The sequence below is a fragment of the Sandaracinobacter sp. genome (genome assembly GCF_041909755.1).
In the GTDB taxonomy this organism is placed as follows: Bacteria; Pseudomonadota; Alphaproteobacteria; order Sphingomonadales; family Sphingomonadaceae; genus Sandaracinobacteroides.
This window is the reverse complement of sequence record NZ_JAYRCW010000045.1, coordinates 1-21,243: the sequence shown is the minus strand read 5'-3', so window position 1 is coordinate 21,243 and position 21,243 is coordinate 1. Positions and strand designations below refer to the sequence as shown.

The following is a 21,243-nucleotide window of genomic DNA, read 5'->3' as shown; positions in this document are numbered from 1 at the left end:
GCGTCTGGCGCACGCTGCCCGGATTGGCGGCGCCGCCCGTCTGCTCGCCGACAACCACGGCCCGGCCTGCCGCCTGCAGCGTATAGGCCAGCGCTTCGGCGGAACTGCCCGTCCGCGCGCTGACAAGAAGGAACAGCGGGGTATCCAGCCGCTTGGGCAGGGCAGAGGCGACGGGCGAAATCTCGAACCCGTCCGGCCCTTGCCGGTTGCGGAACACGCTGGCCACCCTGGCCGGTTCCGCCACGAACTGCTGCACCAGATAGCCCACCATGTTGGGCGATCCGCCGCCATTGTCCCTCAGGTCGATGATCAGGCTGGGGGTGCCGCCCACGAACTGCAGCGCCGCGTCGGCGGCAGCCTGCTGCGGGCTTCCCGGCCCTTCGAAATGGGCAAAAAGATCCAGTTTCACATAGCCGACGCCGCCCGGCAGCACGGCGGTTTCCACAAAGCCATGGTTCACACGCGCCGTGTCCACAGGCGCCAGAGCAGCCACCGTCGTGCGTGCGCCGCCGCCACTCGGCGCCCAGCTCACGGCGAAATGGCGATCTTCCGCCGAAAGCCGCTTCGTCAGCTGATAGGCGAGATCGCGCGGATCGGTGTAGGCATCAAACCGGCCGGCCTTTGCATCGGCCTCCAGCGAATTCGCGATGCGCGCGGCGCAGGCGGGATCGAAATAATGCGCCCGGATCAGCCGGGCGATCCGCTTCACGGACAGCCGGATATCCGGGCGCGCCTCGTCGGCTGCATCGGACGCGCGCTCAAAAGCGTCCGCCTGCGCCGCCAGCGGCGAGGCACCCATGGTCAGCACAAGCGCTGCAAGCAGCGCGCGAACAGCTGCTCCCATCCCGTTTCTCCCTGGAAGGCGCGGTTCCCACACCGGATTGCCTTCCGTCCCGACTCGGCAGTCTGCCATCATGACCGCCCTGCGCCAAGTGGCAGACTTGCGGAGTCGGACTCCGCATGCCACCCTGCCCGGCAGGGATCTGGGAAGGAACAGCAGGCATGGAGAGCTTCGACGTCGTCATCGTCGGCGCAGGGCTGAGCGGCATTGGCGCCGCCTGGCATCTTCAGGATAAATGCAAGGGCAAGAGCTTTGCGATCCTCGAAGCGCGCGAGGCGATCGGCGGCACCTGGGATCTGTTCCGCTACCCCGGCATCCGTTCGGATTCGGACATGTTCACGCTGGGCTATAATTTCCGCCCCTGGACGGAACAGAAGGCCATCGCGGACGGCCCGCATATCCTGAAATATGTGAACGACACGGCGACGGAAGCCGGCATCGACCGCCACATCCGATTCCGACACAAGGTCAGCGACGCAAGTTTCGACAGCGCCACCGGCCGCTGGACGGTCACCGCCGACACGCCGGATGGCCCGCGCCGCTTTTCCTGCCGGATGCTGCTGATGGCGGCCGGCTATTACAGCTACGACAACCCGCACAATCCGCATTTCGAGGGCGAAGAGGCGTTCAAGGGCCCGATCTTCCACGCGCAGCACTGGCAGCAAGACGTGGATTACCGCAACAAGCGCGTGGTGGTGATCGGATCGGGTGCAACGGCCGTCACCATTGTGCCGGTCGTCGCCCGCGAAGCCGCCCATGTCACCATGCTCCAGCGTTCGCCGACCTGGATGATCTCCCGCCCGGCGGAAGACAGGATCGCCAACTTCCTGCGCCGGATCCTGCCACCCATGGCCGCCTACAACCTGGTCCGCTGGCGCAACGTTCTGTTCCAGAACTTCTTCTTCAAGCAGACGCGCAAGAATCCGCAAAAGGTCAACAAGCGCGTGACGGACATGCTTCTGAAGGAACTGCCGGAAGATGTGGTGAAGGCCCACTTCCAGCCCAGCTACAATGTATGGGACCAGCGCCTCTGCCTGGTGCCCGACAGCGACTTCTTCAACGCCGTGAAGGATGGCTCTGCCAGCATCGTGACCGACCATGTCGATCATCTGGATGAAAAGGGCCTGGTGCTGAAATCCGGCCAGCGGATCGACGCGGACATCATCGTGAAGGCGACGGGCCTGCGCCTTCAGGTGCTTGGCGGCGCAACCGTTTCGGTGGATGGCCGCCGGGTCAACCCGAATGAACGCTATGTCTATCGCGGCATGATGCTCGAAGGGGTGCCGAACCTTGTCTATGTGTTCGGCTACTTCAACGCCTCATGGACGCTGCGCGCGGATCTCACCTGCGAATATGCCTGCCGCCTGCTGAACGCACTGGACAATCCGGCGACGGCCATCGCCGTTCCCGAACGAAAGGTCGCCGTGGAGGACGAGCCGCTGCTGCTGAATTCCGGCTATGTGCAGCGCGCCATGGAAACCCTGCCGCGCCAGTCCAGCACCGATCCCTGGCGCGACACGCAGGATTATCTGCGGGACCGGCAGTCGATCCACCAGGATCCGCTGGCGGACGGAACGCTTCAGTTCCGCCCGCTCGCGCCGGCCGCTGCCGCCGCGTTCGCCGAAGCCGCCGAGTAGCCGCAACACGCCAGGGGGAAGGCGGGAAGGGGGCTGTTGCCCCCAGCGCCGCGGTTCACGCCGCCTGGCGCACGCCTGCGGAAACGCCTTGCCCGCTGGCCTGCGGGGTCAGCACCGGCGTCGAGTTGTTGCGATACAGCGCGAACAGCCGTTCGAAATGCTGGGCCGGCGTGCAGATATGGGTGTGCCGCGCCCCGATGGCAGCGACACGCAGCTGATCCGGGCTGCGGTTCATCAGCCGGTGGATGGCGTCGCGCGCGGCCATGGAATTGCCGGGTTCGTACAGTTCCGTCCAGGCCGGGTCGGCGGCGTCGGTGCAGCCGCCTTCTGCGGGCAGGATCAGCGGAATGCCGGTCGCAAGGCCCTCGCTGGCGACAAGGCCGAAGGTTTCGGCGCGGCTGCCGTGGATCATCGCGTCGGATGAGGCAAGAATGCGCGCAAGCTGCTCCCGGTCGCCGATATGGCCCAGCAGCTTCACATTGCCGGCAGCTTCCGCTGCGCGGGTCACCCGCTCGTTGGCGAAGCCGTTGCCGATCTGGATCATGGCGACGCCTTCGTCCTTCAGAGCGCCAACCGCATCGAACACCACCGGCCACTGCTTTTCATGGTGGTGGCGCCCCACGCCAACCAGCAGCCGGGCAGACGGCGGCAGGCCGAATTCGGCCAGCATCTGCCGGCGCAGTTCGGCATCGCGCTTGCGCGGGTGGAACAGCGTCGTGTCCACGCCCAGCGGGATCAGTTCCGACTGGATATCGGCCTGCTTCAGGATGCGCTGGCCGAACCAGCGGCTGCCGACGATCACGCTGTCGAACCGCTGCGCGGTGCGCGCCAGATAGCGCCAGTACCAGAAGGCCGCCTTGTCGACGGTATCGGCCTTCAGATAATCCTGCGTCCACACCTGAAGGTGCGCGGCAACGGGATCGGCGTGCATGAACAGCGCCTTGTGCGCCAGGCTTGCGGCGCGGCCCTGCCAGTTCGCCACGATCCAGGCCCCGCGGAACGGCGAGGAGGCCTCCACCACATCGGGCTTCAGCTCGTCCAGCAGCTTCAGGACGGGGGCGGCCTTCCAGAACACATGATAGCGGGTGTCGACCGGGATTGCGGGCGCCTTCACATAGATCACCTGGCCGCCTTCGCGCCGTTCAACCCGGTCTTCCGGGCCGGGCGCGATCACGCTCACCTTCACGCCATTCTGGTGTCCGAAGGCCAGCTTGGCATCGATGTAGGTCTTCACCCCGCCGCCGAGCGGCGCATAGAATTCTGCAACGTCGACAATATGCATAGTTGCCCCTAGCGGTTCCCGTTTGATGGCAGTTCGTCCTTGGGAATGGGCCGGAAACCAAGCCCCTTCAGATAGTTGAGCGTCACCTGGGCTTCGCTGAGCCCGGTGTTGAACTTCATCGCGACGTCGGACGCCTTCGGCTTCGTGTTGAAGATCCCGACGCGCGGATTGCGCGTGAAGGTGGCGCCGTCGTCCTTGTAGTTGAACTTCCGCACCCCGGCGGGCGAATGGAAGGCGCCCATGGCATAGACGCCGGGGCCCGGCAGCGGCACGCACACATGGGCGGCGCCGCTCTTCGGCACGGGCACGGTCACGCGATGATAGGCCTTGCCTTCGGCGACCAGTTCATGATGGTTGCGCAGGAAATCCTGGTCGTTGCCCGGCCACAGCTCCACGCGCAGCGTTCCGTCGCGGTTCTTGAACCCGTCCACCGTCAGCAGAACGGCGTCCCGGCCGGAACCGGGGCGGCAGGCGGCGGCGTCCGGCCCCAGGATGTCCTGGGCGGCGGCGGGCGCGGCTGCGCCTGCAGCAAGGATCAGAAGGGCGGCAAGTCGGCTCAGCATCAGATGCTCCCGGCTGCGCTCGGCAGCCTGTCTTCCACCACGGCGTCGCCGCGGCTTTCGATGTACGATGCCCCCGCATAGGAAATCACATGGCTCACCAGGTGCAGCGCACCGGCGGCCGCCATCAGCGCCGCGACTTCGGGCGCGGCCGCGCCGGTCAGCGTCACGCCGATCGCCGCGAACAGCAGTTCCTTGTTCGGCACGAACGGCAGGCGCGTCACCACCATGCGCAGCGCGCCCAGCACGATCCAGGTGCCCACATCCACGCTGGGCAGCGCGATGATCCAGGCCAGCAACAGCAGGGCCGAACCGATCAGCAGCCGCCCGCAGTGCAGGAAGAAGATGATGGTGTTTTCCCGCGCCGAAAGGCTCATCACGCGGCGGGAAAACAGAAGGATCGCCAGGCTGATCGAAATCACGAAGGCGAAACCAAAGCCCACGGAGCGCATCGCGCCCCCGGTAAAGGCCTGCTCCACCGCCGGCCCGCCGCCCATGGACAGGGCAAGGCCCAGCATCAGCAGGGTCGCCACATTCCCGGCCAGCGCCGAGGTGATCGCCACATCCTTCACAGCGGCCAGCGGCCCGGCGCCCACTTCGCGCGCGCCCAGCGCCTTCTTCGCCCACATGAACAGATAGGCATCGCCGGAATAGCCGAAGATCGCTTCGTTCAGCACCCGCTTCTTGGAAAACACGGCCAGCGCGCGGGGCGTCAGCGGCCACCAGCGGCGGAAGATCACATACTCCGTCACCGGCGTCGCCATGTAGGACATCGCGACCAGCACATAGAACAGGGGATTGGCCGGCAGCACGTCCAGCACTTCCTGCCAGCCGATGTTCGCAACCGCGCGCACCAGATAGGCAAGGATTGCGGCCGAAAGGCCCAGCGACAGCAGCCGCTTCGCCGTCGGAGACAGGGTAACGGCCTTCTCCAGCCGGGCGCGGCTGGCTTGAAGCGTCTGCAGGGCGGACTCGCGGTTCATGACGGTGACGAGCTAAGGGCCGATTGCGACCGGAAAGGGGCAGCAACATGCCCGAACTTTGCCATGTCCCGCATTCGCCGCTTGCCGCACCGCTTGACAGCGCCAGAGCCGCATCGAAGGATGCCGGCCGATGGGGGCATCATGACGCAGCAATCAACGGCGGCAGCCGATGTGGAACCGGCCTGGCCCGACTGGTCGGAATTTGCGGAAAGCTATGCCGCGCAGGTCCGTCGATATGCATCGCCCACGGGCGAGGATCTGCTGGGAGAATGCCGCAGGCTCGCCGCCCTTTGCGCGGCGGAAACGCCAGCGCCCGCGCCGCCATGGCTGGCGCAGACACCGGCGACGCGGGCGGCAAAGGCCTGGTTCGGCAAGGCGCTGGATGAAATCGCTGCCCGCTGCCTGGGGTTCGACATCGAGCAGGCGACGGGGGAGGGCGCCACCGCCACGCGCCGGCCGCTGCACCTGTTTTCGGGGACGGCCTGGCTGCTGGAACTGCGCTTCCCGGTCGGCAGGGCGGTGCGGACCTGCCTGTTCATCGTCGATCTGCAGGCGCCCGACGGGCAGACCATCATGCCGATCGACGGCACGTCCGGCTGCTTCCACGCACGGGCGGATCAGTATCATCCGCAGCCGCACGCCGACACAGCCGTCCGCTTCGGACATCTGGCGGATTATTGCCGCGCCTTCTGCAGCTGCCTGAAGGGCGAAATGGATGGCACGATCGCATTCTTTGCGCCGATCGAATGCCGCTCCGATCTGGAACGGGTCGCGATCGGGCCGATCCCGCCCGATGCGGCCGACGCGATAGGCCCGCTCCTCAGGCACACGCCCGCCGCGGGCGTCGAGCTCCCGCAGGGGCAGACCCATGTGTTCTCGCTGCGCATGCTCTATGGCACTGAGCTTTCGGCCGTCCTCATCGCGGTCACGCTGGTGCCGCCCGGCCGGCCGGATTCAGGCGTTTCGCTCACCATGGCGGCAGACCGGCGGGAACATCAGCTGCCCGTCGTTCCCATTGCGCCAGACCGGCTGACCTTCGCCTATTTCCCGCTGCGGAAGGTCGGGCGTTGAGCAACCGGACGCTCTCTGCCGCCGAATTCCTGCGCCTCGTTCTCGCGGATGAGGTCCGCATCGGGGAAACTTGCCGCGTCGTCGGGGAAATCTCCCTTCGCGGGCAAACTCTGGAACATCCACTGATCCTTCACGGCTTCCAGTTCGAGGGGCCCGTGGATCTATCCGACACCTCCGTTCCCGGCGAACTCGACATCAGCGATTGCTGGTTCGCCCGCACGCTGACGATGACGCAGGTGCGGGTGGATGGCAGCGTGCGTCTGCGGCGTGTGACCGTGATGGGCCTTGGCGGCCCGGTGGACATGGGCGGGCCGCCGATCTTTGATGCAGAAGGGCTGTCTGTCAGTGGCAACCTGCTGATCGAGCAGGTCAAATCCGCCGGTTCGCTGGATATCCGTGACGCCAGGGTCACGGGCTATGCGATGCTGCGGGATGTCGAGGCCAGCTACCTCACGGCCACGGGCTTCGATGTCGCCGCCGATCTCAGCGCGCGCGACATCCGCCCGAAAGGCGGCGCAACGCTGGACGGTGCCCGGATTGGCGGGGATCTGCTGCTCGAAGACTGGGCGATCGGTTCGGCGGGAAGACCGCCCCAGCCCGCGGACCTCCGTGCAAACGGAATTTCGGTCACGCGCCACGGCAATCTGACGGGGCTCTCCATCGACGGCAGCCTCGCCCTGTCCTCTGCCAGCTTCGAACGCGGTCTCTGGCTCTGCGCGATGCGGGTGGGCGGCGCGTTCCAGCTTGCGAACTGCAAGGCTGCCACGATCGAATTCCGCGCGGATCAGCAGCGATCCCGCATCGGGCGGATCGAAGGCTATGGCATCAAGGTCGATCTCGGCTTCCGGCTCCTCAACATCGATGTCGGCCCTGATCCGGCCGCCAGCGACAAGGTCGTCGTCGAACTTCAGGGGATCGAGGCGGATTATGTGGCCTGCTACAGCCTGACTGCGGCTGCCGCCGGTATCGCCCGCGACGGCGGCTTCGACGGCTGGACGACTGTCGATGGCGGCATGAACCTGTCGGGTGCCCGGGTGCGCGAACGGATCGATCTCACCGGCCTGCGCTGCACCGGTGCCGTCGAACTGCGCGACGCCCGGATCGGCACCTGCCTCAGGGCATGGTCTGCCCAGACGCTGCTGAAGGATCAGGAAACCCTCTTGTCCGCCCCGGGATCGGAACCCGGCGACAGGTCTGCGCTGGTATCCGCGCTCGATGATCTGCAGGATCGCCTGCGCGCCGTCCCTGCCGGCGAAGACGGCCAGCCCCCCATCGCACCCCGGCCGGCGCATCTGATGCGGCTGGATCTGGAACGGGCGCACATCGATGGCGAAGCGGATCTGACCGGGCTTGTGCTGGATGGCGATCTCGCCGCCGAAGGGCTGGAGGTTGGCGGCGCGCTGCTGCTGGCGGCGGGCGGCAGCGCCGGCGATGCCTGGGCCAGGATCGGCCGGCAGGCCCGCCTGATCGACAGCCGGGTCGGTCGCCTCGCCGTGTCCGGGCTCAGCTTCCAGGGGGCGGGCTGGTCAAGCGCTCTGATCCTGAACGGTTCGACCATCGGCACCCTCCAGATCCACCCGACGACGGAGGGCCAATGCATTTATCCCAACCCGCTTGGGCTGGAAAACATCCGCGTCTCGCACTGGCGGCTGGATGGCGACACCGCCGACGAGGCGCGGAGCGCCCGTGTGCCGCGCAGCCGCCGCGCGGGCAGCGCCGAAACCTTCGAACGGCTGCTGATGAACGACCGGCGGATCAGCGTGCCCACCTATCATGGCGTGATCCAGACGCTGAGGGACAATGGCCGGGATCGCGATGCCCGCCGCCTCTATCGCCACATGCGCCGCCGGGCGCTGAAGGCCGAAGGGGGCTACAACGCTTTCTACCGCCTCTATGACCTGCTGCTGGGCTTCGGCACGGCGCCGCTGCGCGTGGGATTGCTGATCCTTGGCGTCACGCTGCTGTCGGCGCTGCTTGTCACCACCCATGATCCGAATCTCGAGCATCGGGTGCAGGTGAAGGGCCAGCCGCAATGGGTGTCGGCACAGCCCTGCAGCCCCGTCCAGAAGGCGGTCGTCACCTTGCGGATGATCGCGCCGATCCCCTCCGGCGACGTGAAGGGCGATTGCCGGCTTCAGGACAGCGGCGAAGCGGAACTGCGCTTCAGCAACCGCACGATCACCACCACCCCGGCCGAATTCGGGGAGCTGGTGAAGATCCTGGGCTTCCTGCTCTGGCCGCCGTTCCTGGCCTTCCTGCTGCGCCGCGCCTTCCGCGACTGATCAGACGGCCATCCCGTCAAAGCGGGATATTGTCGTGCTTCTTCCAGGGGTTGCTCAGCTGCTTCGTCCGCAGCTTGCGCAGGCCGACGGCGATCCGTTTGCGCGTCGTGTGCGGCAGGATCACCTCGTCGATGAAGCCCATGGATGCGGCCACGAAGGGGTTCGCGAAGCGGGCTTCATATTCCTTGGTCCGTTCGGCGATTGCCCCGGCGTCACCGATATCCTTGCGGAAGATGATTTCCACCGCGCCCTTCGCCCCCATCACCGCGATCTCGGCGGTGGGCCAGGCATAGTTCAGGTCGCCGCGCAGATGCTTGGAGGCCATCACGTCATAGGCGCCGCCATAGGCCTTGCGGGTGATCACCGTGATCTTCGGCACCGTCGCCTCGGCATAGGCGAACAGCAGCTTGGCGCCATGCTTGATGATGCCGTTATGCTCCTGCGCGACACCCGGCAGGAAGCCCGGCACATCCACGAAGGTGATGATCGGAATGCTGAACGCATCGCAGAAGCGGACGAAGCGCCCGGCCTTCTTGGAGGCGTTGATGTCGAGGCAGCCTGCGAGCACCATCGGCTGGTTGGCGACGATGCCCACCGTATGCCCTTCGATCCGGGCAAAGCCGATCAGGATGTTGCCCGCATGGCCCGGCTGGATCTCGAAGAAGTCGCCGTCGTCGGCCACCTTCCGGATCAGCTCGTGCATGTCATAGGGCTTGGTTGCACTTGGCGGCACCAGCGTATCGAGCGAGGGGATCGGGCGGTCGAACGGGTCGCTGCTGTCCCGGTGCGGTGCGCCCGCCCGGTTGTTCAGCGGCAGGAAATCAAAGAAGTCGCGCGCCCTCAGCAGCGCGTCCACATCATCCTCCAGCGCCAGGTCGGCCACGCCCGACTTGGTGCTGTGGGTGATCGCGCCGCCCAGTTCCTCCTGCGTCACCACCTCGTTCGTCACCGTCTTCACCACGTCGGGGCCGGTCACGAACATGTAGGAGCTGTCCTTCACCATGAAGATGAAGTCCGTCATCGCCGGCGAATAGACAGCGCCGCCGGCGCACGGGCCCATGATCAGGCTCAGCTGCGGCACCACGCCAGAGGCGAGCACATTGCGCTGGAACACCTCGGCATAGCCCGCCAGGCTCGCCACGCCCTCCTGGATGCGCGCGCCACCGGAATCATTCAGGCCGATCACGGGTGCGCCGACCTTCATCGCCATGTCCATGATCTTGCAGATCTTCTGGGCGTGGCGTTCCGAAAGGGAGCCGCCGAACACGGTGAAGTCCTGCGAAAACACGAACACCAGCCGGCCGTTGATGGTGCCGGATCCGGTCACCACACCGTCGCCGGGAACCTTGGTCTTCTCCATCCCGAACTCGACGCAGTTGTGCTCCACATACATGTCGAGCTCTTCGAAGCTGCCTTCGTCCAACAGGATGTCCAGCCGCTCGCGTGCCGTCAGGCGGCCCTTGGCGTGCTGCGCGTCGATCCGCGCCTGTCCGCCGCCCAGCCGCGCAGCCGCGCGCCGCTTCTCCAGCTCTTCCAGCACCTTCAGCATGGAAATCCCCTTGCAGATCCGAAATCGACATGCGGCCTAGCGGCCGGTAACGCGGCTGTCACCGCCCGAAATTCCCGCCGGACGCAAGCCTCAGAAAACGGGCAGCCGCCTCGAACTGCCGCTGCCGGTCCGCCCGGTTCGCCGCCGCCAGCCCATCCTCGCCCCACAGCTCGGCCTGAAAGGCCTCGTCCAGGATCGCGGCGGCCCAGGCCGCCTCCACCGGCAGCGCGCCATGCGCCAGCGCCAGCGGCACCACCGCGGAACCGGACAGCGTCACCAGCGGCGACAGGGCAGCCAGATCGAACGGCCCGAAGGCGCGATAAGCGGCCGCGATCCGCGTCAGCGTCTCAACGGGTTGCGCCACATGCACCACCCCGGCCGTCACCGCGAAGGCCAGGTCGAACCGGCCGGCCGCCCAGTCCAGGATCGGTTGCCAGCTCGCCTTCTGCCGCTCGACCAGCGGCTCCGGATGATCGGCGCGATAGCAGAGCATGTCGCTCTCGCCATAGCGCGCCAGCCCGTCCGCAAAGCCTGACAGGTCTGCGCCCACAAGATCGATCGCGGCATTGGCAAGCCCGGTCAGCGGCATGTCCGCCGGATTCAGCTCGCCCTCCACCGCGCGCCACTCGGCGGCCACCGCCTCGGCAAGCGCGTCGGTCGGCAGGGCCAGCGGTGCGCCCTTCGGCGTCTTCACCGGCCGGCCGTCGAGCTGCACGGCATGGCCGGGCTCTCCGGCGACCACCGCCACATCCTGCCAGAAGCGCTTCACTTCCAGCGCGCGTTCAGCAGCTTCGGCCCGAACAGCAGGATGGCCGCCCCGGCCGCCATCAGCAGCAGCCCGCCGCCCAGCGGGCCGCCCGTCTGCGGCGCCTGCCCCACCAGCCACATGCCGCCGATCACGATGCCCAGCCCTATCAGGCGCACCAGTGTCATCAGCCACAGCCGAACCTCGGCCGGATCGCGTTCACTCATTGTCGGAAGGATCCCATCTCAGCGCCCCGCGCATCCGCCAGGCCCCCACTAGAAAAAGGATCCCCGCGCCGATTCCCAGCGCATGCATCAGCAGCATATCCCAACGCATGGCTTCGGCCCGGATCAGATCCCACAGGCCGGTGCCCGCGAACCACAGCCCGCCCACCAGCAGCCCGCGCGCCAGCCAGACATCCCAGACAGAGGGCGGCTGGCGCTCAGCCATGCAGCAGGGCCTTCAGCCCGGCGGCATCCTTCGCAACGGCGGCTGCCCCGGCCTCGATCAGTTCATGCGCGTCGTGATAGCCCCAGTCCACGCCCAGCGCCGTCACGCCGGCCGCCACGCCCATGCCCACGTCGAACACCGTGTCCCCGATGATGAAGGCCCGGTCCGCCGTCACGCCCGCGTCCGCCAGGCATTGCAGCAGCATGGCCGGGTGCGGCTTCGAAGGATGCCTGTCCGCCGTCTGCAGGCTGATGAAATGCCGCTCGATGCCATGATGCTCCAGGCACAGTTTCAGCCCCCGGTCGCTCTTGCCCGTTGCGACGGCCAGCAGCCAGCCGCCGGATTCCAGTTCCTCCAGCAGGTCGCGGACACCGTCGAACAACGGTTCGGGTTCAAGCCGCTGGTCTGCCCTCAGGCGCTGGAACGCCAGCTTGTAGTCGTCCGCCAGCCGGGCGTGCAGGTCGGCCGGGGCATCCGGCAGCAGCGCCTGCATCGCCTCCACCAGGCTCAGCCCCACCACGCGCCGCACCGCATGCGGGTCGGGATCGGGCAGGCCCAGGGCCATGAAGCTGGAATGCATGGCGCGCAGGATATTGGCCTGGCTGTCCACCAGCGTCCCGTCGCAATCGAACACAGCCAGTCGCATCAGCAGCTCAGCTCACCCGCGCCATTTCGTACAGGAAATCGACGAAGCCCATCGTCGCGCCGACATAGCCCTGAACCTTCGGGTTGCTGCTGTCGATGACCATATATTCGTTCGGCGCATGCGCGCCGCCACCATGGCCCAGCCCGAACTGCCCGGCCGGAATCGAAACCGGGGGCTGGGTGAACACGCTGCCCGGCCAGCTGCCGGCGAGGCGCGGGTTCAGCGTCGCGTTGGCGCCATAGCGTTCGTACACGACCTTCTGCGCCTTGATGATCCGCGCGTCCTCCGCCGTCTCGGTCGGGTCGTATCCGCCGGACACCACCACCTCGATATCGTCGAAGCCGCGCTTCTTCAGGTGCGCGCGCAGCTTCGCCTCGGCCTCCTTCTTGGTCTGGTTCGGCACCAGCCGGCATTCCAGCTTGGCTTCCGCGCGGCCGGGCAGAATGGTCTTGCCGCCGGGGCCGGTATAGCCCGCCACAAGGCCCTGAATGTTCACCGTGGGTTGAGAGGCGAGCCGTTCCAGCGCCTTTTCCCACGGCTCGTCGTTGATCCACACCTTCACGCCATAGGCGGCCTTGATCGCCTCCTCGCTCGACGCGGCGGCGTTCAGCGCGATCAGTTCCTTCTCCCGCGCGGTCAGCGGGCGCACATTCTCGAACCAGCCGTCGATGGCGGGCGTATGGCCGTCCGCCTCCACCAGCGTGTTCAGCGCCTGCACAAGGCGCCACACCGGGCTGTCCACCATGGCGTGGTTGGAGGAATGGATATCGCCCTTCGGCCCCCGGCCCCAGCGTTCGCCGGATGAAATCAGCTGGAACTCCAGCGGTCCCTTGGCCCCCAGGTTGATGTTCACAGCCCCGTTCGGGCCCTGCCAGGCAGAGGGGATGATGATGCCGTCCGCCTTTTTCAGCGCCTTGAGCACTTCGGGAACGGCCACGATCTCGTGGAAATTGGGGGAGGCGATTTCCTCCTCGCCCTCGGCCACCAGCACCAGGTTCACGGGCAGCTTCACGCCCGCATCCTTCATCGCGTGCAGCGCGCCCAGAAAGGCCATCTGCGGCCCCTTCTGGTTCACCGCGCCCCGGCCCTGCACCACCCGCCCATGGCCGGGCTTGTCGATGATCGCCGCCTCGAACGGCGGGGTGGACCATTCCGACGGATTCACCTGCTTCACGTCATACATGAAATAGATGCCCAGCGTCCGCTTCGCGCCTGCATCCAGCGTTGCGAAGATGCCCGGTTCGCCGCTGGTCGGGATCTTCTTCACCATCTGGAAACCGGCGTCCTTCAGGATGCCCATCGTATGGTCGCAGGATTCCTGCATCTGCCACTTCTCGGCCGCGATGCCGGGGTGGCGGATCCAGTCCTGCAGGCGCTTCACGCTGGCGTCCTTGCCGGCCTCGGCCGCTGCCTTGATCTTCGCGCGCTGCGGCACCGGATCAGCAGCGGCCCGCGCCGCGCCCGGAACGATCGTTGCAACGGCGGCGCCCGCCAGCAATTCCCTGCGACCAAACTCCATCCGATGATCCCCCTGCTGTCGTTCCGCTATCGCCCGCGTCCGCGCCGTTCGCCCCGCCGGTTCCCCGACGTGGCGGATGAAAGCTTGCGGCTTTTCTTCGGCGGCCCCGCCATCGGTTCCGGTTCCGGCAGGTCCGCGTCGCGGGGGTCAAAGCCCAGCCCGGCCAGCGTCTCCGCGAAGTGCTGCGGCAAGTCCGCCTTCACGTCCAGCGTGCCGCCATCGGGCAGGGCAATCACCAGCCGCCGCGCATGCAGATGCATCTTGCGCGAGACATTGCCCGTCAGGAAGGCATCCTTGCCGCCATATTTGCCGTCGCCCACGATGGGCGTTCCGGTGGCGGCGGCATGCACGCGCAACTGGTGGGTGCGGCCTGTCAGCGGCTGCATTTCCACGAAGGCGGCGCGGTCCGCGGCGCGGTCGATCACGCGGAAGCGGGATTTGGCGACCTGTCCCTCGGCCTCGTCCACATGCATCTTTTCGCCGCCGGTGCCGGGCTGTTTGCCGATGGGCAGGTCGATCAGGCTGTCATCCAGATGCGGCCCGCCAGCCGTGACGGCCCAGTAGATCTTTTTCGTGTCGCGCGTGGCGAACAGCTTGCCGAAGAAGGCCGCCGCGCGCGCAGTGCGCGCCAGCAGCAGCACGCCCGACGTGTCCTTGTCCAGCCGGTGCACGAGCTTCGGCCGGCTCTCCGCTTCGAACTGAAGCGCGTCCAGCAGCCCGTCGACATGCTCGAACGTCTTGCTGCCGCCCTGCGTCGCCAGCCCCGGCGGCTTGTTCAGCACCAGAGCATGCTTCGACCGGTGGATCACCAGACTTTGCGCGAACTCGATTTCCTCAGGGCTCAGCTCCCGCTTCGGCTTTGCCTGCTTCGGCGCCAGCGCGGCGACGGGCTGCACCTCGATCGGCGGCACCCTCAGCACCTGGCCTTCCGCGATCCGGTCACCCGGCCCCACGCGCGCGCCATCCAGCCGCAGCTGCCCGGTGCGCGCCCAGCGGCTCACCTGGTTGAAGCTCACGTCCGGCATGTGGCGCTTGAACCAGCGGTCCACCCGGATGCCGTCGTCGTCGGCCGCGATGGGAAATTCCTTGCTCATGCCGCCACCGCCTTCGCCAGCCCCAGCCCCAACGCCAGTGCCCCCACGGAAAGCACCACAGAGGCGAGTGCATAGCCGATCGCCGTCAGCATCTCGCCCCGCTCCAGCATCAGCATCATCTCAAGGGAAAAGGCGGAAAAGGTCGTGAATCCGCCCAGCACGCCCACGCCCAGCAACAGCCGCCAGCCCTCGCCGCCGCTGCCGCGAACGGCGAGCCATCCGGCCAGCAGGCCCATGGCGAACCCGCCCAGCACATTCACCGACAGCGTCGCCCAGGGCAGGGCGGTCACACCGACGATCCGGCCCACGCCAAAGCGCGCCATCGCGCCCAGCGCGCCGCCAAGACCAACAAGAAGAAAGCTCATCACGCCTTCAGCCTTAGCGGGGCCTTCAGCCGATGCCAAACGTCCATCCTTCGGTTCGCGCAATATCGTCGCTCAGCCCCTCGGGTCGCCACCAGCGCGGATCCGCCGAAAGCGTGCGCAGGGCCGCCGCCGTCACCAACGCATCCGTCTGATTGTCGTTCAGGCCGTCCTTACCGGGGAAGGGCAGGCTGCCCAGCACGGCCAGCGCCGCATCCAGTGCCGTGCGATCGCGGATTTTCAGCCCGCGCCCGCCGGCGTGGCGCAGCATCGCGCGGCCATAGATTTCCACCACCGTGCGCCCGCCCGGCGGATCGAAGGGCCAGATCGCGAAGCCGGGCCTCAGCCGGTGCAGCACCCGCATTCCGGCGAAACTCGCCTTCGAAACCTGCGCCGCCCCCACGCAATCGAACAGCGTCGCCGCCTTCCCGCCACCTTCCCGGTTGAAGACCAGCTCACACTGGCGAAAGCGCATGAAATCCGCCTTCCGGCCATCGGCCGCACCCATCCAGAAATGGGGCCGCGCCGCCCCCTGCATGAAGCCCAGCGCGGCAAAATCCGGATCGGCGGACAGCGCATCGACATGCCGCCAGAACCCCGGCCCGTCTGCGGCAGTTTCCAGCCCCGGCAGATAGGCGCCCCGGTCCACGAACGGCGGCGCGAAGGAAAAATCGAACCCGGCCAGCACCCTGCCCGGCAGCGCCTCCAGCCATTCCGCCACTTCACCCCGCGCCCATCCGCCGCGGGCAGGCGGCGGCACCAGCCGGGGCGCAGCTGCCCCGGCCTCTGCCACCGCCACGGCGATGCCCTTGTGCCGAACTCCCTTCGCGCCCGACCAGTCGATGGCGACGAAGCGGTCAAAGGTCATGCCTTGAGCCACCCCTTCGGCACCCGTCGCGCCCAGGCTTCCTGCAGCAGCGCCGGCAGGTCGCTGGCGGGCAGCGCTGCGTACCTCACCAGCACCGCCGGCCAGCCGGCATAATGCGGCGTCTGGAAGAAGGTCTCCGGCTCCATTTCCATCAGGAAGGTCACCCGCTCCAGATCCAGCATCAGCACGAAATGATCGTCCGTCCGCCCCGTGCAGGCGATCAGCTTGCCCTTCACCTTCAGGGCCGGTCGTCCATGGCTGGTCGAAGGCTCCACACCCCGAAGCCCGCAGCCTGCGGCGGACACGGATGCCCAGTCCATCAGCGCTGCCGATCTGCCCGCAGTTGCTCCCAGAAGGCCAGCCGCTCCGAAATGCGCTTTTCCATCCCCCGGTCCGTCGGGCGATAGAAGCTCTGCCGGCCCATCTTCTCGGGCCAGTAATTGTCGCCGGAAAAGCCATGTTCGGCATCATGGTCATAGGCATAGCCAGCGCCATGCCCCAGTTCCTTCATCAGCCTGGTCGGCGCATTCACGATGTACTTCGGCGGCGGCAGGCTGCCGCTCTCTCGCGCGGCCCTGAAGGCGGCCTTCTGCGCCACATAGGCGGCGTTGGATTTGGGCGCGGTCGCCAGATAGAGGCAGGCGTGCGCAATCGCCAGTTCGCCTTCCGGGCTGCCCAGGAAATCATAGGCTTCCTTCGCCGCCAGCGTCACCGTCAGGGCGTTGGAATCGGCCAGCCCCACATCCTCGCTGGCGAAGCGCACCAGCCGCCGCAGCACATAAAGCGGCTGTTCGCCTGCCACCAGCATCCGCGCCAGCCAGTAGAGCGCAGCATCCGGATCTGATCCGCGCAGCGATTTGTGCAGCGCGGAGATCAGGTCGTAATGGCCGTCGCGGTCCTTGTCGTACACGGGCACCCGCCGTTGCAGCGTCGCCGCCATGGCCGCGCGGTCCAGCGGTTCGCCGGGGGAAATCGAAAACAGTGTCTCCACCTGCCCCAGCAGGAAGCGGCCATCGCCATCCGCCCCCGTCAGCAATGCCGCACGCGCATCACCGGTCAGCGGCAGCGCCCGTCCTTCGCCGGCTTCCGCCCGCGCCAGCAGCGCTTCCAGCGCCTCTTCGTCCAGCCGCTCCAGCACCAGCACCTGCGCGCGGCTGAGGATGGCGGCGTTCAGCTCGAAGCTGGGGTTTTCCGTCGTCGCGCCCACCAGCGTGATGGTGCCATCCTCCATCGGCGCCAGAAATCCGTCCTGCTGGCTCCTGTTGAAGCGATGAATCTCGTCCACGAATAGCAGGGTGCGCGTGCCGGCCACCTTCGCCGCCGCGAAGATCGCCTTCAGGTCCGCGGTGGACGTCATCACCGCAGATACGCCCACAAAGCGGTATCCGGTCGCCTCGGCCAGCAGCCGGGCGATGGTCGTCTTGCCGGTTCCCGGCGGCCCCCACAGGATCAGGTTCGGCAGTCGACCTGCCGCCACCATCCGCGTCAGCGCACCGTCCGGCCCCAGCAGATGTGTCTGCCCCACCACCTCGTCCAGGCTGTGCGGGCGCAGCCGCTCGGCCAGCGGCGCGCGGGTCTCGTCTGTCTGGGTCGCGAACAGGTCAGCCATGCGGCTGTCCTACACATCCCCTTTTCGGCAAGGAAGCCTGCGGGGTCGATCACAGCAGCGGGCAGGGCATCGAAACACACCAACAGTCGAACAGCTTGTCGCAGCCGGAATCAGCCCCACCGCAGCCCGGCGGTTCCAGCCCGTGATGGCCGAACCGCTTGCCCGTTTCGGCATCCAAAGCCCCCGGCGCCTCGCCGCCTTCCTGGCGCAATGTCATGTGGAATCGGCCGGCTTCACCGCGCTGGAGGAAAATCTGATGTACTTAAGCGCCGCCCGCCTGCGCCGCATCTGGCCCAGCCGCTTTGCCGATGAAGGCGCCGCTGGCCCTTTCGTGCGCAACCCGCGCCGGCTCGCCAACCGGGTCTATGCCAATCGCAACGGCAACGGCCCGGAAGCCTCCGGCGACGGCTGGCGCTATCGCGGGCGCGGCCTGAAGCAGCTGACAGGGCGCGCCAACTACCTCGACGCCGCCGCCGCCACCGGCCGGCCCTATGCCGAGAATCCGGCGCTGGTGCAGGAGCCGGCGGATGCCATGCTGACGGCCGCCTGGTTCTGGCAGGCCAAAGGCTGCAACGACCTGGCGGACTTATGGGCCATCGACAGCATCACCCGGCGGGTAAACGGTCCCGCCATGCTGGAAGCGGCGCAGCGCCGCCGCCGCTCCGATCAGGCGTTGCGGGCGCTGGCTGGCTGATCTTGCGCCTTACTTCCGTGCCCGGCTCACCACGCTCTCCGGTAGATCCTCGCCGAACACGCGCTGGTAATATTCCGCCACGATCCCGCGCTCGGCCTCGTCGCAACGGTTCAGGAAGCTGGTGCGGAAGGCGAAACCCACATTCCTGAAGATGTCGGCGTTCTGCGCCCAGGTGATCACGGTGCGGGGGCTCATCACGGTGGAAATGTCCCCGGCGATGAAGCCCTGCCGCGTCATGTCGGCCACCTTCACCATGGCGGCGATCACCTTGGGGTCGGTGTGCGGGCTCTTCGCGTGGACAATCGCGGTTTCCGTGTCGTTGGGCAGATAGTTCAGCGTCGTGACGATCGACCAGCGGTCCATCTGGCCCTGGTTGATCTGCTGCGTGCCGTGATAGAGGCCCGATGTGTCGCCAAGGCCGACCGTGTTGGCGGTTGCGAACAGGCGGAACCACTTGTTCGGGCGGATCACCCGGTTCTGGTCCAGCAGGGTCAGCTTGCCTTCCACTTCCAGCACGCGCTGGATCACGAACATCACGTCCGGCCGGCCGGCGTCATATTCATCGAACACAAGGGCGGTCGGCGTCTGCAGCGCCCAGGGCAGCAGGCCTTCGCGGAATTCCGTCACCTGCTTGCCGTCGCGCAGCACGATCGCGTCCTTGCCGACAAGATCGATGCGGCTGATGTGGCTGTCCAGGTTGATGCGGATGCAGGGCCAGTTCAGCCGCGCCGCCACCTGTTCGATATGGGTGGATTTGCCGGTGCCGTGATAGCCCTGCACCATCACCCGCCGGTTGAAGGCGAAACCCGCCAGGATCGCCAGCGTGGTGTCCGGGTCGAACACATAGGTGGGGTCCAGGTCGGGCACGCGCTCGTCGGCCCTGGAAAAGGCCGGCACCTTCATGTCGATATCCACGCCGAACACCTCGCGCGCGTCGATCTCGGTATCGGGCGCGTCCATCAGCGTCGGCGAATGGCGATCAGTGTCGGCAGCAAGGTTCAGGCTGGTCATGGCGGCAGCGTTGCCCCCCCCGCGCCGGAATCGCAAGGGGGCATGGCGCCGCCCCCGCCTCCCGCTTGCGAGAGGGTCTTTGCTGCAAGACGTCGTTAATTCGGCCATTGATGGCGGAAAAATACAATCGCCCCTGCCGGGACTCCGGCTAATAATCAGGGGCAGATTGGGCGCACGTGCAAAAAGGCACATGTTCTGCGTGGGGTAATCAGTTTCCATCAGATCAACGACGGCGACAGTCCGGGCGGAGGGCGCTTGGGCATTTTCTGATGCCGTTCAGCTTGGGGGTTGGTATGTACATTCTGAAATCTTCGACGGCCGCTCTGGCCGTTGCAGCGATGCTTGCCTTTTCCGGCACCGCATCTGCCAATACGCTCTATTTCCAGATGAACCCGAACCTTGCCGGATCCAATGATCTTCGGCAGGTGTTCCTGTTCGGCCCGGCCGGCGCCACCGGCACGGTCACTTCGCCCTACGGTTTCAGCGTGGATTTCGATCTCGGCGCCGGGGGCTTCGCCGTCGTGCAGCTGCCGCTGGCCGATCAGCTCAGCAGCGGCGTGGTGCAGGACAAGGGCTTCAGGGTCAGCTCCAGCTCGGCGATCAGCGGCTATTATCTCAGCCGCCGCCAGGCAACGACCGACATGTCCTACCTCATCGACGGTGAGCGTCTGGGGACCAACTATGTCGTCGCCGGCTACCAGAACATCTATGAAGACCAGATGTCCGTGCAGGCAACGCAGGACAACACGGTCGTCACCTTCACACCGAAGAACGCCGCCTCGTTCCAGGTCACGCTGAACGCCGGCCAGACCTACATGTACACGGCGACCACGCAGCTCACCGGCAGCGGGATTGTTGCCGACAAGCCGATCGCGGTGTTTTCGGGCAACCGCTGCACCAACGTGCCCACCGGCATCTCCGCCTGCGACCACCTCGTCGAACAGATGCCGTCCATCGACCAGCTGTCGTCCAGCTATCTTCTGGCGCAGACACCGCGCACCGGCACGCAGGGCAATGTGATGCGGGTCGTCGCCACGGAGGACAACACCGAAGTCCGGGTGAACGGCACGCTCGTCGCCACGCTTGCGGCCAAGGGCGACTTTTATGAAGGGCGGGTCGCGGGCGGCCTTCAGCTCGATGCCACGAAGCCGGTTCTCGTCGCCCAGTATCTGATCGGCCAGTCGCAGGCGAATGCGAACACCGATCCGGCGATGACGATCGTACCCGGCTCTGACCAATGGCTGAAAAGCTATGTGTTCGCGACACCGTCGGGCGCGGCTGATTTCCCGACCGACTTCGTCTCGATCATCATCCAGACATCGTCGCTCGGCAGCCTCACCATCGACGGCGTGGTGGCGGATGCCACCCTGTTCAACCCGCTGGGCTCTACCCTGTTCAGCTATGGCAACATCGATGTGTCGGCCACCACCGGCCCGTTCGCCATTTCGGCCGACACCCCGTTCCAGCTGCTGCTGTCGGGCTTCGACAGCTACGACAGTTACTTCACCTATGGCGGCGCCGCCTTTGCGCCGGGCGCATCCCCCCCGCCAGACGACGAGCCGCCGCCGCCCCCGCCGCCGCCGGGCGTCGATGTGTTCTGGGATGGCGACGGCCTTGGCCGGTCCGGCAACAACCAGGTGGATGGTGGCAGTGGCACCCTCACCAAGGCCAGCGTCAACCTCACCCTGTCGGACGGCGGCGTCAACAATGTGCTGCCCGATGGCAGCCCGACGATCGTGTTCCAGGGCTCGCCCGGCACGGTCACCGTTGATGATGTGGATGGCGCGATCGAGATGGGCGGCATGCGCTTCCTCGTCGATGGCTATGTGATCACCGGGGATTCGGTCGCGCTGGGCGGCACCACGCCGACGATCCAGGTCGGCACCGCCGACCCGACGACCGCAAGCTTCATCGCCCGCGTGGAATCCGTGCTCACCGGCACGGCGGGGCTGGCGAAGACGGGCCTCGGCACCCTCGTTCTCACGGGCGCCAACAGCTATGGCGGCGGCACGAACATCGCAGCCGGAACCGTTGTCGGGA

Annotated in this window: 21 protein-coding genes; 5 read left to right on the top strand and 16 right to left on the bottom strand. The window is 66.8% G+C overall.

Annotated elements, in window-relative coordinates; translation table 11 throughout:
- A partial coding sequence (locus ACE3O8_RS07785) for a S41 family peptidase (RefSeq protein ID WP_374388471.1) occupies positions 1 to 844 on the bottom strand: 844 nt, incomplete at its 3' end.
- Between the two features lie 158 nt (positions 845 to 1,002).
- On the opposite strand from ACE3O8_RS07785, the gene ACE3O8_RS07780 reads away from it, so the two are divergent.
- Positions 1,003 to 2,478 carry a flavin-containing monooxygenase gene (locus ACE3O8_RS07780; protein ID WP_374388469.1) on the top strand — a complete coding sequence of 492 codons (1,476 nt, stop codon included), beginning with the start codon at positions 1,003 to 1,005 and terminating at the stop codon, positions 2,476 to 2,478.
- A 55-nt stretch (positions 2,479 to 2,533) separates the two neighbouring features.
- Here ACE3O8_RS07780 and ACE3O8_RS07775 read toward each other — a convergent pair whose 3' ends face one another.
- Genes ACE3O8_RS07775 through ACE3O8_RS07765 form a run of 3 tightly spaced genes read right to left on the bottom strand, consistent with a single transcriptional unit; the run spans position 2,534 to position 5,303 of the window.
- Complete coding sequence (locus ACE3O8_RS07775; RefSeq protein WP_374388467.1) at positions 2,534 to 3,760, bottom strand: glycosyltransferase; 1,227 nt, start codon at positions 3,758 to 3,760, stop codon at positions 2,534 to 2,536.
- An 8-nt stretch (positions 3,761 to 3,768) separates the two neighbouring features.
- The gene (locus ACE3O8_RS07770) at positions 3,769 to 4,323 is read right to left on the bottom strand and encodes a DUF2141 domain-containing protein (RefSeq protein WP_374388465.1); all 555 of its coding nucleotides are present in this window, start codon (positions 4,321 to 4,323) and stop codon (positions 3,769 to 3,771) included.
- Positions 4,323 to 5,303 carry a hypothetical protein gene (locus ACE3O8_RS07765; RefSeq protein WP_374388463.1) on the bottom strand — a complete coding sequence of 327 codons (981 nt, stop codon included), beginning with the start codon at positions 5,301 to 5,303 and terminating at the stop codon, positions 4,323 to 4,325. Before ACE3O8_RS07765 ends, ACE3O8_RS07770 begins: the two co-directional genes overlap by 1 nt.
- Before the next feature lie 120 nt (positions 5,304 to 5,423).
- Between ACE3O8_RS07765 and ACE3O8_RS07760 the strand changes: the two genes are divergently transcribed.
- Positions 5,424 to 6,374, top strand: a complete 951-nt coding sequence (locus ACE3O8_RS07760; protein ID WP_374388461.1) for a hypothetical protein — start codon at positions 5,424 to 5,426, stop codon at positions 6,372 to 6,374.
- Complete coding sequence (locus ACE3O8_RS07755; RefSeq protein ID WP_374388459.1) at positions 6,371 to 8,656, top strand: hypothetical protein; 2,286 nt, start codon at positions 6,371 to 6,373, stop codon at positions 8,654 to 8,656. The genes ACE3O8_RS07760 and ACE3O8_RS07755 overlap by 4 nt, the downstream gene beginning before the upstream one ends.
- 16 nt (positions 8,657 to 8,672) lie before the next feature.
- Here the strand turns inward: ACE3O8_RS07755 and ACE3O8_RS07750 are convergent, their stop codons facing one another.
- The 11 genes from ACE3O8_RS07750 to ACE3O8_RS07700 are packed head-to-tail and all read right to left on the bottom strand — an operon-like array spanning position 8,673 to position 17,498.
- The gene (locus ACE3O8_RS07750; RefSeq protein WP_374388456.1) at positions 8,673 to 10,205 is read right to left on the bottom strand and encodes an acyl-CoA carboxylase subunit beta; all 1,533 of its coding nucleotides are present in this window, start codon (positions 10,203 to 10,205) and stop codon (positions 8,673 to 8,675) included.
- Positions 10,206 to 10,263: 58 nt separating this feature from the next.
- Positions 10,264 to 10,974, bottom strand: a complete 711-nt coding sequence (locus tag ACE3O8_RS07745) for an ATP12 family chaperone protein (RefSeq protein ID WP_374388454.1) — start codon at positions 10,972 to 10,974, stop codon at positions 10,264 to 10,266.
- Positions 10,971 to 11,177: a hypothetical protein gene (locus ACE3O8_RS07740; RefSeq protein ID WP_374388452.1), complete on the bottom strand. Its 207-nt coding sequence runs from the start codon at positions 11,175 to 11,177 to the stop codon at positions 10,971 to 10,973. The genes ACE3O8_RS07745 and ACE3O8_RS07740 overlap by 4 nt, the downstream gene beginning before the upstream one ends.
- Complete coding sequence (locus ACE3O8_RS07735; RefSeq protein WP_374388451.1) at positions 11,170 to 11,400, bottom strand: hypothetical protein; 231 nt, start codon at positions 11,398 to 11,400, stop codon at positions 11,170 to 11,172. Before ACE3O8_RS07735 ends, ACE3O8_RS07740 begins: the two co-directional genes overlap by 8 nt.
- Entirely contained in the window at positions 11,393 to 12,046 is a 654-nt protein-coding gene (locus tag ACE3O8_RS07730) for an HAD-IA family hydrolase (RefSeq protein WP_374388449.1), read from the bottom strand. Before ACE3O8_RS07730 ends, ACE3O8_RS07735 begins: the two co-directional genes overlap by 8 nt.
- A 7-nt stretch (positions 12,047 to 12,053) precedes the next feature.
- On the bottom strand, positions 12,054 to 13,565 hold the full coding sequence (locus tag ACE3O8_RS07725) for a M20/M25/M40 family metallo-hydrolase (RefSeq protein WP_374388447.1): 1,512 nt from the start codon (positions 13,563 to 13,565) through the stop codon (positions 12,054 to 12,056).
- A gap of 26 nt (positions 13,566 to 13,591) precedes the next feature.
- Positions 13,592 to 14,659 carry an RluA family pseudouridine synthase gene (locus ACE3O8_RS07720; protein ID WP_374388445.1) on the bottom strand — a complete coding sequence of 356 codons (1,068 nt, stop codon included), beginning with the start codon at positions 14,657 to 14,659 and terminating at the stop codon, positions 13,592 to 13,594.
- The gene (crcB, locus tag ACE3O8_RS07715) at positions 14,656 to 15,024 is read right to left on the bottom strand and encodes a fluoride efflux transporter CrcB (protein WP_374388443.1); all 369 of its coding nucleotides are present in this window, start codon (positions 15,022 to 15,024) and stop codon (positions 14,656 to 14,658) included. Before crcB ends, ACE3O8_RS07720 begins: the two co-directional genes overlap by 4 nt.
- 25 nt (positions 15,025 to 15,049) lie before the next feature.
- Entirely contained in the window at positions 15,050 to 15,889 is an 840-nt protein-coding gene (locus ACE3O8_RS07710) for a hypothetical protein (RefSeq protein WP_374388441.1), read from the bottom strand.
- Positions 15,886 to 16,209 carry an MmcQ/YjbR family DNA-binding protein gene (locus ACE3O8_RS07705; protein ID WP_374388439.1) on the bottom strand — a complete coding sequence of 108 codons (324 nt, stop codon included), beginning with the start codon at positions 16,207 to 16,209 and terminating at the stop codon, positions 15,886 to 15,888. The genes ACE3O8_RS07710 and ACE3O8_RS07705 overlap by 4 nt, the downstream gene beginning before the upstream one ends.
- Positions 16,209 to 17,498: a replication-associated recombination protein A gene (locus ACE3O8_RS07700; RefSeq protein WP_374388437.1), complete on the bottom strand. Its 1,290-nt coding sequence runs from the start codon at positions 17,496 to 17,498 to the stop codon at positions 16,209 to 16,211. The genes ACE3O8_RS07705 and ACE3O8_RS07700 overlap by 1 nt, the downstream gene beginning before the upstream one ends.
- Before the next feature lie 145 nt (positions 17,499 to 17,643).
- On the opposite strand from ACE3O8_RS07700, the gene ACE3O8_RS07695 reads away from it, so the two are divergent.
- Positions 17,644 to 18,192: a glycoside hydrolase family 19 protein gene (locus tag ACE3O8_RS07695; RefSeq protein ID WP_374388435.1), complete on the top strand. Its 549-nt coding sequence runs from the start codon at positions 17,644 to 17,646 to the stop codon at positions 18,190 to 18,192.
- Positions 18,193 to 18,201: 9 nt separating this feature from the next.
- Here ACE3O8_RS07695 and cobS read toward each other — a convergent pair whose 3' ends face one another.
- Positions 18,202 to 19,203, bottom strand: coding sequence for a cobaltochelatase subunit CobS (cobS, locus tag ACE3O8_RS07690; protein WP_374388433.1), 1,002 nt, complete (start codon positions 19,201 to 19,203; stop codon positions 18,202 to 18,204).
- A 293-nt stretch (positions 19,204 to 19,496) separates the two neighbouring features.
- Between cobS and ACE3O8_RS07685 the strand changes: the two genes are divergently transcribed.
- Positions 19,497 to 21,243, top strand: a 1,747-nt coding sequence (locus tag ACE3O8_RS07685; RefSeq protein ID WP_374388431.1) for an autotransporter-associated beta strand repeat-containing protein, incomplete at its 3' end; no start/stop codon positions are given.

Excerpts from the sequence above, each read along its gene's own strand:
- ACE3O8_RS07775 (WP_374388467.1), bottom strand. The coding sequence starts at position 3,760 with ATGCATATTGTCGACGTTGCAGAATTCTATGCGCCGCTCGGCGGCGGG.
- ACE3O8_RS07735 (WP_374388451.1), bottom strand. The coding sequence starts at position 11,400 with ATGGCTGAGCGCCAGCCGCCCTCTGTCTGGGATGTCTGGCTGGCGCGC.
- ACE3O8_RS07760 (WP_374388461.1), top strand. The coding sequence starts at position 5,424 with ATGCCGGCCGATGGGGGCATCATGACGCAGCAATCAACGGCGGCAGCC.
- ACE3O8_RS07695 (WP_374388435.1), top strand. The coding sequence starts at position 17,644 with ATGGCCGAACCGCTTGCCCGTTTCGGCATCCAAAGCCCCCGGCGCCTC.
- ACE3O8_RS07770 (WP_374388465.1), bottom strand. The coding sequence starts at position 4,323 with ATGCTGAGCCGACTTGCCGCCCTTCTGATCCTTGCTGCAGGCGCAGCC.
- ACE3O8_RS07705 (WP_374388439.1), bottom strand. The coding sequence starts at position 16,209 with ATGGACTGGGCATCCGTGTCCGCCGCAGGCTGCGGGCTTCGGGGTGTG.
- ACE3O8_RS07720 (WP_374388445.1), bottom strand. The coding sequence starts at position 14,659 with ATGAGCAAGGAATTTCCCATCGCGGCCGACGACGACGGCATCCGGGTG.
- ACE3O8_RS07710 (WP_374388441.1), bottom strand. The coding sequence starts at position 15,889 with ATGACCTTTGACCGCTTCGTCGCCATCGACTGGTCGGGCGCGAAGGGA.
- ACE3O8_RS07730 (WP_374388449.1), bottom strand. The coding sequence starts at position 12,046 with ATGCGACTGGCTGTGTTCGATTGCGACGGGACGCTGGTGGACAGCCAG.
- ACE3O8_RS07780 (WP_374388469.1), top strand. The coding sequence starts at position 1,003 with ATGGAGAGCTTCGACGTCGTCATCGTCGGCGCAGGGCTGAGCGGCATT.
- cobS (WP_374388433.1), bottom strand. The coding sequence starts at position 19,203 with ATGACCAGCCTGAACCTTGCTGCCGACACTGATCGCCATTCGCCGACG.
- ACE3O8_RS07725 (WP_374388447.1), bottom strand. The coding sequence starts at position 13,565 with ATGGAGTTTGGTCGCAGGGAATTGCTGGCGGGCGCCGCCGTTGCAACG.
- ACE3O8_RS07765 (WP_374388463.1), bottom strand. The coding sequence starts at position 5,303 with ATGAACCGCGAGTCCGCCCTGCAGACGCTTCAAGCCAGCCGCGCCCGG.
- ACE3O8_RS07740 (WP_374388452.1), bottom strand. The coding sequence starts at position 11,177 with ATGAGTGAACGCGATCCGGCCGAGGTTCGGCTGTGGCTGATGACACTG.
- ACE3O8_RS07700 (WP_374388437.1), bottom strand. The coding sequence starts at position 17,498 with ATGGCTGACCTGTTCGCGACCCAGACAGACGAGACCCGCGCGCCGCTG.
- ACE3O8_RS07750 (WP_374388456.1), bottom strand. The coding sequence starts at position 10,205 with ATGCTGAAGGTGCTGGAAGAGCTGGAGAAGCGGCGCGCGGCTGCGCGG.
- crcB (WP_374388443.1), bottom strand. The coding sequence starts at position 15,024 with ATGAGCTTTCTTCTTGTTGGTCTTGGCGGCGCGCTGGGCGCGATGGCG.